This window comes from Streptomyces sp. CA-135486 (assembly GCF_050936555.1).
Taxonomy (GTDB): Bacteria; Actinomycetota; Actinomycetes; order Streptomycetales; family Streptomycetaceae; genus Streptomyces.
In genome coordinates this window covers 2865368-2877375 of sequence record NZ_JBNJMM010000001.1, presented here as the reverse complement: position 1 = coordinate 2877375, position 12008 = coordinate 2865368, and the positions used below count along the sequence as shown (strand labels likewise).

8 protein-coding genes are annotated in these 12008 nt (G+C 72.6%); all 8 read right to left on the bottom strand.

Annotated elements, in window-relative coordinates; translation table 11 throughout:
- Window positions 1-37 precede the first annotated feature (37 nt).
- Window positions 38-937, bottom strand: coding sequence for a hypothetical protein (locus tag ACQEVG_RS13075; RefSeq protein ID WP_432981745.1), 900 nt, complete (start codon window positions 935-937; stop codon window positions 38-40).
- A gap of 259 nt (window positions 938-1196) precedes the next feature.
- Window positions 1197-2732, bottom strand: a complete 1536-nt coding sequence (locus tag ACQEVG_RS13070) for a hypothetical protein (protein ID WP_432981742.1) — start codon at window positions 2730-2732, stop codon at window positions 1197-1199.
- 141 nt (window positions 2733-2873) lie between these two features.
- Window positions 2874-6482 (bottom strand): hydantoinase B/oxoprolinase family protein, encoded by a 3609-nt coding sequence (locus ACQEVG_RS13065; protein ID WP_432981739.1) that lies wholly within the window; start codon window positions 6480-6482, stop codon window positions 2874-2876.
- Window positions 6479-7387, bottom strand: coding sequence for an SGNH/GDSL hydrolase family protein (locus ACQEVG_RS13060; protein ID WP_432985315.1), 909 nt, complete (start codon window positions 7385-7387; stop codon window positions 6479-6481). Before ACQEVG_RS13060 ends, ACQEVG_RS13065 begins: the two co-directional genes overlap by 4 nt.
- A gap of 137 nt (window positions 7388-7524) precedes the next feature.
- On the bottom strand, window positions 7525-8685 hold the full coding sequence (locus ACQEVG_RS13055; RefSeq protein WP_432981736.1) for a glycosyltransferase: 1161 nt from the start codon (window positions 8683-8685) through the stop codon (window positions 7525-7527).
- A complete protein-coding gene (locus tag ACQEVG_RS13050; protein ID WP_432981733.1) occupies window positions 8682-9812 on the bottom strand; it encodes a glycosyltransferase family 4 protein in 1131 nt (376 codons plus the stop codon). Before ACQEVG_RS13050 ends, ACQEVG_RS13055 begins: the two co-directional genes overlap by 4 nt.
- A gap of 118 nt (window positions 9813-9930) precedes the next feature.
- Window positions 9931-11349, bottom strand: a complete 1419-nt coding sequence (locus tag ACQEVG_RS13045; protein WP_432981730.1) for a HEAT repeat domain-containing protein — start codon at window positions 11347-11349, stop codon at window positions 9931-9933.
- A 245-nt stretch (window positions 11350-11594) separates the two neighbouring features.
- Window positions 11595-11987: an ankyrin repeat domain-containing protein gene (locus ACQEVG_RS13040; protein WP_432981727.1), complete on the bottom strand. Its 393-nt coding sequence runs from the start codon at window positions 11985-11987 to the stop codon at window positions 11595-11597.
- Window positions 11988-12008: the final 21 nt, after the last annotated feature.

Sequence of the window (12008 nt, the reverse complement as noted above, 5' to 3'; positions counted from 1 at the left end):
CTCGTAAGTGGCAGGTGTGGGTGACGGATACGGGGGATCAGGCGTGGAAGGGCAGGCCGGCGTCGGCAGCCAGTTCCAGGTCGTCGGCGTCGGGCGGCGGCACCAGGGTGGCGGTGCCGTCGCTGACCGGCACGACGCCGAGCTCCAGAAGCTCGGCCATGGCCGCGCTGCCGGCCATGTCGCGCACCTGCAACTGGTAGCGGGCGGTGGTGCGGTAAGCGCCTCCGGCGTCGTCGCCGGTCCGCTGGAGAAAGCCGGAGTCGGTGAGGAAGGCGACGGCCTTGCCGATGATGCCAGTGGTGGATCCGGCGAGGCGGCGCGCGTCCTTGGTGGCGCCGGTGGCGCTGCGCCGTGCGTAGATCCGCCAGGCGGCCTCCAGGCCGGGCGCCTCGGTGGCCGGATCGGTGTTCTCGCCCTGCTCGTCGGCACGCTCTTCGAGGCGGCGGCAGGCCTGGCGTACGAAGGCGTCGACGCCGTTGACCGTGATCCGGCCGATGTATCCGTCGTCGGCGAGGTCTTCGGGGCGGGGGAACGCCATGGCGGCGACAGCGAGATGGGCGAGGCCGTGCAGGAAGCGGTCCGCGGAGTCGGCGGATGCGCGGCGGGCGTAGTCGCCCATCCGGACGGCGAAGACGGAGTCCTCACCGGCGGTTACGGCCATGCCCGCGCGCGGGGAGACTTCGAGCACGACCAGCCCGAGGCCGGTGGCGACGGCGTCGGCGAGCCGGGCAAAGGCGGGTTCTTCGCGGTAGCGGCGCAGCAGTTCGGCGTACTCGGCGTCGCGCGCGGGGAGCAGCTTGGGCTGCAGGCCGAAGGAGACGAGGCGCGCGGCGTCGGCGGCGTCGGCGGGCGTGACGGGGGCGAGGGTGGCCGGGACCGACGCCTCGGAGACGTCCACCTCACGCCACGGGTGCTGGCCGGCGTGGTGGTCGGTCACTGGTGCTCCTCGCTGCGGAACTTCTTCGGTAGGGGAGGGTGGGCTGCGGGGCGGGGCCGGGCGCCTGCGGCGAGCCTCTCCCCTACCCCGCCCCTTCCCGTAACTGGGGGCAAGCCCCCAGACCCGCCCCCTACGCCCTTCGGGCGTGGGGGGACCCCCATTACAACCTTCGGTCGTGTCCTCAATCGCCGGACGGGCTGAATTTCAGCCCGTCCGGCGATTGAGGACCGGGGTACGGGGCGGAGCCCCGGCGGGATGCTCACGCCGCCTCCGTGCGCGCCGCCGCCATGCCCGCCGCGTCCAGCAGCGCCGTGCCCACGATCAGGTCCGCGCCGCCGAATTCCGGGTCGTGCAGTTCGGTGCCGTCGTCGACGGCGAACAGGAGGCGCTCCTCGCCCTGGCGGTAGGCCGTGCCGACCGGGGGACTTGCCGCGTGGATCGCCAGCAGGGCGACCAGATACGGCAGTTCGGGGTTGCGTCGGCGGGCCTCGGCCAGCAGGCCCGAGAGTCGGCGCGGCGCGTCATGTTCCAGGTCGAGCAGTTCCATCGCGCTCGCCAGCTGCTCCTCGCTGAAGCGGCTGTCGTCGGGCGTGGCGATCAGATCGGGCTCGGGCATCTCCGCGCCCAGATGCTCGCGCTCCACCGGCGGGGTCAGCAGCATCTCGACCAGGTCCCCGACCCGTACCGACGCGGGCGTGCGCAGCCCGGTGCCGCGGGCGAAGAACGCATCCGTGACACGGATCGCGCCCTCCACGGCGAGCGGCAGGAGCGGGGCGACCAGCTGCCCGTACAGATCGAGCCCGGTCCGCGCCGACGGTCCGGCGAAGGCTTGGCGGTCCTGTTCTGCGCGGAAGAGTGGGCCCGCCTCGAGGAGGCGGGACTGCAGCTGTGTGTGGCGGCGGATGCAGTCCTTGACTATGTCGACGAGCTCGGCCGCGCGCCGCTTGTGCTCGGGATCCTCCGCCTCGTCGCGTGCCTTGCGGATGTTCGTCAGGATGGCGTTCTCATGGCGGTAGCGGTCGGCGACATGGTCGAGCGCCTCGGCGATCATGTCGGGCACCGCGTTGAGCCAGTCGACGGCCCGGACATTGCGCCTGGTCGCCTCCAGCGTCCTGCGCAGCGTCTCCGCGTACTGCACGGTGCGGTACCTGGCCTGTTCCGCCGCGAGCTGCGCGTCGGCCAGCCGGCCCCGGTTGATCAGGACCTCCAGCTTCACCTCGGCCGCGATCTGTGCGCTGGTGACGTCCGTGTCGAGCGCGCCCACCAGGACGTTGACCGCTTCGTCCGTCGTACGGAGATAGACGCTTCCGCCGTAGCCCGGTACTTCCTCGATCAGCTTGAAGTCGTAGTCACGGCGGGTGTAGACGCCGTCCGGTCCGAATGTGCCGTACACCGCGCGGAAGCCGCGGTCCACGCTGCCCACATTGATCAGGTTCTCCAGGACCCAGCGGGCGACCCGCTCGTGCTCGGCGAGCGGGCGCTGCGGGGCCTGGGCGGCAACCCGCGGAAGCAGCCTCGCCACTATCTGGTCGTGGTCGGCACCGGTGTCGAAGTCCATGTTGAGCGTGACGAGGTCGATGGCCGCGAGGGCGACCTCCGCCATCGCGTACACCGTGTACTCCCCCGCGAGGTTCGCCTTGCGGGTGTCGAGGTCGTGCAGCGGGGCGGTGCACGCGAGCGCGCGCAGCCGCCGCGCGAGCCCTTCGTCGGCGGCCGGGCCCTGTGCGGGCCGCGGCCCCGCGCTGAGCTGGTGCGGAACGAATTCCGTCGAGGCAGTCGAGACAGGCGAGGTCACGCTGCACAGATTAGGTCCTCCCACTGACAACGGTCGAAACGGCGCAGAAGCGACCGCCCGGCTACGGTGCGTTCCACCGGCCCCGAGCGCGGCCGCCCCGTTCCGCGCCCGGCCCGCCGTCGACGCAGGGCCGCACTGCGGCTACGGCTCCGGCTCCCGAGTGCCGTACCCGCCGCCGCCCGGGGTCTTCATCACCAGCACGTCCCCGGGGCCGACGTCCACCGAGTCCACGCCGTGCAGCTGCGCCACACTCCCGTCGGCCCGCTCCACGAGGTTGTGGCCGAGCGCGCCCGTTTGCCCGCCCGCCATGCCGTACGGCGGCACGCGGCGGTGCCCGGTGAGCAGCGCCACCGTCATCGGCTCCAGGAAGCGGATTCTGCGCACCACTCCGCAGCCGCCGTTCCAGCGTCCCCGGCCGCCGCTGCCATCCCGTACCGCGAAGGCGTCCACGCGCACCGGATAGCGCCACTCCAGCACTTCGGGGTCGGTCAGGCGCGAGTTGGTCATATGGGTCTGCACGGCGTCCGCGCCGTCGAAGCCGTCGCCAGCGCCGGAGCCACTGGCCACCGTCTCGTAGTACTGCACACGGTCATTGCCGAAGGTCAGATTGTTCATCGTGCCCGAGCCCTCGGCCTGGACGCCGAGCGCGGCGTACAGCGCGCCGGTGACTGCCTGCGAGGTCTCCACATTGCCGGCGACGGTGGCCGCGGGGTATGCGGGCGCGAGCATCGAGCCGTCCGGCACGCGCACCTCCAGCGGCTCCAGGCTGCCGCTGTTGAGGGGGATGTCGTCGGTCACCAGCGTGCGGAACACGTACAGCACCGCCGCCATCACGACGGACGTGGGGGCGTTGAAGTTCCCCGGCTGCTGCGGCGATGTGCCGGTGAAGTCGATGACGGCGCTGCGCGCCTCGCGGTCCACGCGCAGGGCCACCTGGATGACGGCGCCGTTGTCGGTCTCGTAGCGGTACTCGCCGTCGCCGAGATCGGCGACGATCCGGCGCACCGACTCCTCGGCGTTGTCCCGCACATGCTGCATATAGGCCTGGACCACGTCGAGCCCGAACTCGTCGACCATGCGGCGCAGTTCGGCGATGCCCTTCTCGTTGGCGGCGATCTGGGCGCGCAGGTCGGCCAGATTGGTGTCGGGCGCGCGGGACGGATGGGCGGCGGTGGTCAGCAGTTCCCGCGTCTCGGCCTCGCGCAGTTGCCCGTCCCGCACGAGCAGCCAGTTGTCGAAGAGCACACCCTCTTGGTCGATGGTCCTGCTGAAGGCGGGCATGGAGCCGGGGGTGATGCCGCCGATCTCGGCGTGGTGCCCGCGCGAGGCCACCAGAAAGCGCAGCTCGTCCCCTTCGAACACGGGCGTCACGACGGTCACATCGGGCAGATGCGTGCCGCCGTGGTAGGGGTCGTTGATCGCGTACGCATCGCCCGGTCGCATGCTGCTCCCGTCCTGGTTGCGGCGCAGCACCTCTTTGATGGACTCGCCCATGGAGCCGAGATGTACGGGGATATGGGGCGCGTTGGCGATCAGGTTGCCGTGTTCGTCGAACAGGGCACAGGAGAAGTCGAGCCGTTCCTTGATGTTGACCGAGTGGGCGGTGTTCGCCAGCCGTACGCCCATCTGCTCGGCGATGGCCATGAAGAGGTTGGTGAAGACCTCCAGGAGGACCGGGTCGACGTCGGTGCCGACGGCGGTCCTGCCGGGGCGTGGGCGTACCCGCGTCAGCAGCAACTGCCCGTTCTCGTCGGCGGCGGCGCGCCAGCCGGGATCGACGACGGTGGTGGCATCGGCTTCGGCGATGATCGCGGGCCCTTCGACGCCGTCACCGGGACTCAGATCCCGGCGCCGGTACAGGGGCGTCTCACGCCGCTCGCCGTCCACGAACATCCGCACCATGGCGCGCGGAGCGAACTCGCCCTCCCTCTCGATCTCGTCGACGACGTACGCGCCCACCTCACCCGCGGTACCCACGGCTTCGACCGAGACGGCCTCGATGACAAGGGGCTTGTCCATGGTGAACGCGTAACGCGCGCGGTGGGTCGTCTCGAATTCCTCCTTCATGGCGGTGACGGTGTCCAGCTGCACGGGCAGGCTCGCGTCCGTTCCCGCATAGCGAAGCAGCACGCGCGCGTGCGTGCTGATCGCGTCGTCCGGGATGTTGTCGGCGCGCAGTTCGGCGCGGGTGCGGGCGGCGAGCTCGTCGCAGAGTTTGTGTACGCGCGTGACCGCCCTCTCGTCCAGTTCCGCCTCCACGGACTGCTCGCGCATGGCGGTCGCGTCCGCGAGACCGATGCCGTACGCGGAGAGCACCCCGGCAAGCGGCGGCACGAGCACGGTGTTGACGCCCAGGGCGTCGGCGACCGCGCAGGCGTGCTGGCCGCCCGCGCCGCCGAAGGAGGTGAGGGCGTAGCGGGTGACGTCGTGGCCGCGCTGTACGGAGATCTTCTTGACCGCGTTCGCCATGTTGAGGACGGCGATCTCCAGGAAACCGGCGGCGACTTCCTCGGGGGTGCGCTGGGTGCCGCTCTCCTTGCGCACCTCCTCGGCGAGCGCGGCGAAGCGCTCGCGGACGGTTTCGGCGTCCAGGGGCTGGTCGCCGTCGGGTCCGAAGACCGCGGGGAAGTGGTCGGGCTGGATGCGGCCGAGCATCACATTGGCGTCGGTGACGGTGAGGGGGCCGCCGCGGCGGTAGCAGGCGGGCCCGGGTACGGCGCCCGCCGAGTCGGGGCCGACGCGGTAGCGGCGGCCGTCGAAGTGGAGCACGGAGCCGCCACCGGCCGCGACGGTGTGGATGTTCATCATGGGCGCGCGCATGCGGACGCCGGCGACCTGCGTGCCCAGCTCGCGCTCGAACTCGCCCGCGTAGTGCGACACATCGGTGGAAGTGCCGCCCATGTCGAAGCCGATGACCCGGCCGAAGCCGGCCTGCTCGGAGGTGCGGGCCATGCCGACGACGCCGCCGGCCGGTCCCGACAGCACGGCGTCCTTCCCGCGGAAGTGGGCGGCTTCGCGCAGACCGCCGTTGGACTGCATGAACATCAGGCGGATGCCCTCGAGTTCGGCGGCGACCTCTTCGACGTACCGCCTCAGAATCGGTGACAGGTAGGCGTCCACGACCGTCGTGTCGCCGCGGGGTACGAGTTTGATCAGCGGGCTGACCTCGTGGGAGCAGCTGACCTGGGTGAACCCGAGGTCACGGGCGACTTCCGCGATCCGGCTCTCGTGAGCGGGGTGGCGGTAGCCGTGCAGCAGTACGACGGCGGCGCTGAGGAAGCCGTCGGCGCGGGCGGCCTTCAACTGCTCGGTGACGGCTGCCAGATCGAGCGGCCGGACGGTCTCGCCGTGCGCGTCGAGGCGTTCGGGTACCTCGATGACACGCTCGTACACCGCCTCCGGCAGCACGATCCGGCGGTCGAAGAGCCGGGGCCGGTTCTGGTAGGCGATGCGCAGGGCGTCCCGGAAGCCCTCGGTGATGACGAGAACGGTCGGCTCACCACGGCGCTCCAGCAGCGCGTTGGTGGCGACGGTCGTGCCCATCTTCACGCTGTCGACCCGCTCGGCCGGGATGGGCTCCTCCGGGCCGACGCCGAGCAGCAGCCGGATCCCGGCGACGGCCGCGTCCCGGTACCGCTCGGGGTTGTGCGAGAGCAGTTTCCGGCTCACGAGCCGTCCGTCGGGGCGTTTGCCCACGATGTCGGTGAAGGTGCCGCCACGGTCGATCCAGAACTCCCAGCGCCCGCTCATTCCCCCATTCTGGCAAGGGAAGCGTCCAGGGACACCGCGGCGAGCGCCGCCGAAAGGGCGTGTTCGGCGCTGCGGTCGAGCCGGGCGCTGGTGCCGCGCGCCCAGTGGCGCACTTCGGCGCCCGCCAACCGCAGCAGCTGCGGCAGCAGGTCGGTGCAGCGGCGCGCCACCCAGCCGGTGCCGGCGGTGGCGAGCCACAGCAGGGACGCGGAGCGGGTGGGCGCGGGCTGCTCGGGCTCGCACCCGGGCGCGGTCCCGTGGGCGAGGCCACGCTCGACCAGCAGCTCATGGAAGCGCCGGGCGATCATCCGGTGCCCCCGCTCCCCCGGGTGCAGCCGGTCGGCGCTCCACATGGCACGGTCGGCGACCCAGGCGGCGTCCGCGGCGTGCAGATGAACAGCGTCGTAGCGGGCGGACAGGGCGTGTACGACGGCGTTGACGGCCCGCTGCCGCCTGGCGAGGGGCCGGGCAAGCGGCAGGGGCAGCCCGAGCATGCCCCCGGGGTCGGGCAGACAGGCGGTCAGCAGTACGGTGCCGCGGGCCGTGAGCTGTGCGCAGACGTCGTCGAGCCGCCGGGTGAGCTCCTCGATGTCGAAGGTGCAGCGCAGGGTGTCGTTGACCCCGACGAGTACGGAGGCGATGTCGGGTTCGAAGGCCAGCGCCCCGGGCAGCTGCCGCTCGGCGACGTCCTCGGTGAGGGCACCGCTGACGGCGAGTTTGAGGAACTCGGCGGGCGCGTCGTCGCCCCCGATCCCCCCGGCGAGCAATGCGGCCCATCCGCGCCATCCGTCACCGACGCGATCGCCGACGCCTTCGGTGAGGGAGTCCCCGAGCGCGACGAAGCGCGGCGCGCGGGAGGGATCCCACGAACCCGCATCACCGTCACGGACAGCGAACCGCGCCACCCCGCACGCCTCGGCGAGGGCCGTTCCCCCGCCGAGGGGCGGTGGTCCCCCGTCGGGGACCACCCCCGTACGCCCAGGAGCCGCCTTCGCATCGGGCTCCGCGTCGCCCGGGTCGTCCACCGGCGCCGTCCCGGTCGTCACGCCCGTACCCCCGCTCCCTGGGTCCGTTCGCGCACCGGCGGGGCGTCGTGGGCCGACAGGAACGCGTCCACCGATCGCGGCCAGTCGAAGAGTTCGGCCCGCGCCCTTGCCGCGGCGCGGCGGTCGGGCTCCGGGCGGGCGAGCAGCTTCTCCACCGCGTCGGCGAAGTCCTCCGGCGTGTCCACGGCGGCCGCTCCGGCGTCGCCCACCACCTCGGGAAGTGCCGACGACGCGCTCGCCACGACCGGGGTGCCGCAGGCCAGCGCCTCCAGGGCCGAGAGGCCGAAGGTCTCCGCGGGCCCCGGTGCCAGGCACAGGTCCGCCGATGCCTGAAGGTCGGCCACCGCTTCGCGGTCGCCGACATGGCCGAGGAAGACCGCGGGCAGCCGTTCCGCGCGGGCCCTGCGGGTCAGCGCGGCCCGCAACGGGCCGTCGCCCGCGACCACCAGGGACGCCCGCACGCCGCGCCTGCGCAGTTCGGCAAGGGTGTCCAGGGCCATGCCCGGGCGCTTCTCCACCGACAGCCGGGAGCAGAGCAGAAGCAGGACCTCGGCCCCGGCGGCGTACTTCGCGCGCAGGACGGTGCTGCGGCGTCCCGGCCGGCACCGGCGCAGATCGACGCCGAGCGGCGCGCGCACCACATTGCGTGCCCCGATGCGTACGAACTCCCGCTCCGCCCACTCCGTCGTGCAGACGATCCTCGAATACGCCCACGCCGTACGGCGGTTGAGCCGGTCCGCGGCCCGGCCCGCGAGCGACTCGGACAGGCCCCACGTGCGCAGCACTCCGTCCGCCGTCTCGTGCGAGACCATCACCGACGGGATCCGCCGGCGCCGCGCCCACTCACCGGTCCACCGCAGCGTGGTGCGGTCGGAGACCTCCAGCCGGTCGGGCTCGAGGATCTCCAGGACCTCCCTCAGCCGCCGCCGGCCGGCCAGCACGCGATAGCCGCCGGTGCCGGGCAGCTCGGGTCCCGGCAGAGTGATCACCCGTCCCTGCGGCGTGAGCCGGTCGCTCTCCACGTCGCCGGGCGCGATCAGCACAGGCTCGTGGCCCGCGGCCAGATACCCCCTGCCCAGCTCGCACAGCGCCGTGCGCAGGCCACCGGAGGCCGGGGTGACGAAGTTCGCAAGACGTACGATCCGCAGCGCGCTCATGCAGCCACCTCCGCGGTACGCGCACCGAGCACCTCGGCGTAGTGGTCGAGGAGCAGGTCCCCGATCACGGCCCAGGTCCGGCCCTCGACCGCGGCCCGGCCTGCCCGGCCGTAGGCGGCCCGCAGCTCCGGGTCGGCCGCCAGCGTGGCGACGGCTGTCCGCATCGCGTCGTCGGACAGCGGCTCGACGAGCAGCCCGGTACGCCCGTGGTCGACCAGGTCGAGCGGCCCGCCCGCGGCGGGCGCGATGACCGGCACCCCGCTGGCCATGGCTTCCTGCACGGTCTGACAGAACGTCTCGTACGGACCGGTGTGGGCGAAGACGTCCAAGGAGGCGAAGATCCGGGCCAGCTCGTCGCCGGTCCGGCGGCCGAGGAAGACTGCCCCGGGCAGCACGGTGCGCAGCGAGGTCTCGCTGGGCCCGTCGCCGACGACCACGACCCGTACACCGGGCGTGGCGCACGCTTCGGCGAGCAGTTCGACATGCTTCTCGGGGGCGAGCCGACCCACATAGCCGACGATCAGCTCGCCATTGGGGGCGAGCTGACGCCGCAGTTCCTCGTCCCGCAGTTCGGGCCTGAAGCGCGCGGTGTCCACGCCGCGCGGCCAGAGCCGCACCCGTTCGACCCCGTGCTCCTCCAGATCGCGCAGGGCGGCGCTGGAGGGGGCGAGCGTACGGTCCGCGGCGCTGTGCACGGCGCGGATGCGCCGCCAGGCGGCGTTCTCGCCCGCGCCGACGTACGTACGGGCGTATCCGGCCAGGTCGGTCTGGTAGACGGCGAGGGCCGGCAGGCCGAGCTTGGCCGCGGCGGCCATGCCGCGCACACCGAGCACGAACGGACTGGCCAGGTGCACCAGCTCGGCTCGGTGCGCGGCGATCGCGGCAGCCACCCGGCGGCTGGGGAGAGCCACCCGTACCTGGGGATATCCGGGCAGCGGCAGGGAGGGGACGCGCACCACGGGGCAGGGCGCGCTCTGGTCGGAGCCGTCGGCGGCCCCGGCGACCGCCGGGGCTATGACGAGCGGGTCATGACCGCGCGCGGCGAGGTGCCGGGCGGTCTGCAGGGCGCAGTGCGCCACACCATTGACGTCGGGCGGGAAGGATTCGGTGACGATGACGACTCGCATACCCGTGTTGTCGTCTGGTCCGGGGTGGCTGCGCCAACGTGGATCTTTCCGCCTGTGGAACGTCCCATGAGCGTTTGTGGCGGGGCCCCCGTGACACCCCTGTACAACGTCCCGAATGTCATACGGCGGGCATGTCCGGCCCGATTCTGCTCCGTACCGCGGTCTGCACCTCGGCCTCCTCGGCCGGATCCGCGGCCAGTCGGCGCAGCCGCTCAGCGACGCGCACATCACCGGTCTCGGCGTGCAGCGCGGCGACCTCTCTGGTGGTCTCCTCGCAGTCCCACAGGCATTCGACGGCGAATCCGGTGGCGAAGGAGGCGTCGGTGGCCGCCAGCGCCCGGGCCGCGCGCCCGCGCAGCTGCGAGGAGGTGGTCTCCCGGTACACATGGCGCAGTACGGGTGCGGCGCAGCCGATGCCGAGCCGTCCGGCCCCGTCGACGAGCCTCCACAGCAGCGACGCGTCGGGGCCCTCTGCCCGTACGGTCTCGCGCAGCGCGCCGAGGACCAGCTTGGCGTCCTCGGCGGTGCCCCGGCACGCGAGCACACCCGCCGCCGACGCCCCGAGCGCATCGGGCCGGTGGACCCAGCCGCGGGCCCGGTCGACGGCCTCCTCGCCGCACATCCGCTCGAAGGCGGAGACAGCGGCGTCGGCGACGCCCCGGGAGCCGCCGGCCGCCGCGGCCTCGATCAGATCGAGGACGACGGGGTCACGCGACTCGGCGAGATAGTGCAGGGCGGCGCAGCGCGCGCCGTCGGAGCCGTCGCGTGCGGCCTCGACGATGGCGGGCCGGTCCTCGGGTCCCGCGACCGCGGACAGGCAGCGGGCCGCGGGCACATGCAGGGCGCTGCCGCGCTCCATGCCCTGGTCGGCCCAGTCGAAGACGGCCTGGACGCTCCAGCCGGGGCGGGGCCCGGTGGGTCGCATCTGGCGCTGCCAGCGGTCGAAGGAGCCTGCTTCCCGGGCCGCCCGCACCCGGGCGCCGATCACGTCCCGCCGGTCCTCCGCCCACAGCCGCCACGGCCGCGGTTCGAAGGCGTCGCGGACGGCGACGGCCAGTTCGGCGTCACCCTCCGGGGTGGCCGGGAAGCGGGCGAGGACCGGCGCGGCGAGGGCCCGCAGGCCGCCGTCGTCGTCGCGCAGGGCGAGTTCGTCGAGGGCCCAGGCCCAGTTGGCGCCGCTCGCGGCGTACCGCCGCAGCAGCGCGAGGGCGTCCTGCCTGCCGTAGGAGGCGAGATGCCCGAGCACCGCGAGCGAGAGGCCGGTCCTGGCCTCGTCGGTGTCGAGGCAGTCGTCGGTGTCGCAGAGGTGCCGCTCGATCTCCTCGAGACCGCCGTGGAGATCCAGGTAGAGGCGTGCGTAGTACAGGGAGCGGTTCTCGACCTGCCAGTCGTGACGGGGGTCGTTCAGTACGCAGTGGTTGAGGGCGGCGAGCGCTTCGGCGCGGGGCGCGGCGAGCGCGTGCAGCGTGCCGTCGCCGCGGCCCCTCTGCAGCAGGCCGAGCAGGGTGCCGCTCGGCGCTATGACTGGATCGAACATGGGGAAAGCCTCACATCAAGCTGTCGACGCAACCGGGGAGTGGAGATGCCTAGGCCGCGCAGCAACATGTAGGGCCGCCCGTCGTCTTCCGCTTGGTGTAGACCATCTTCCTCTGCCTCTCGTCGGTGGCCCCAGGGGAACTCCCGGATGAAGTCCGAGATAGGGCTCGACGTCATGATGACCCACCCATTTCGCCACCGCGACCACATTTACGGCGTCCTTCTCAGCGGCCTCTCAGCAACCGCTCAACGGCCGCCGAACAGCTCCAAGAGCTCTGTCTTCCCAAACATCCGCGCGGTATCCATCGCGGACGGTGTGCCCGCTTCCGGGTCGGCTCCGCCGGCCAGCAGTACGCGGATGACGGCGTCCTCGCCCTTGAAGACGGCGCCGGCGAGCGGAGTCTGGCCGCGGTCGTTGGCCCGGTCCGGCTCCGCACCGCGGGCGAGCAGCGCCTCCACGGCCGGGGCGTGCCCGTGGTAGGCGGCGAGCATGACGAGGGTGTCGCCGCGGTCGTTGGTGAGGTTCGCGGGAACACCGGCGTCGATGTACGCGGCGAGCGCCTCAGTCTCTCCCTGCCGCGCCAGGTCGAAAACCTTGGTCGCGAGTTCGATCACCTCGGGATCCGGAGCTTCGCCCATTGGGAGGGACCGCCTTTCACT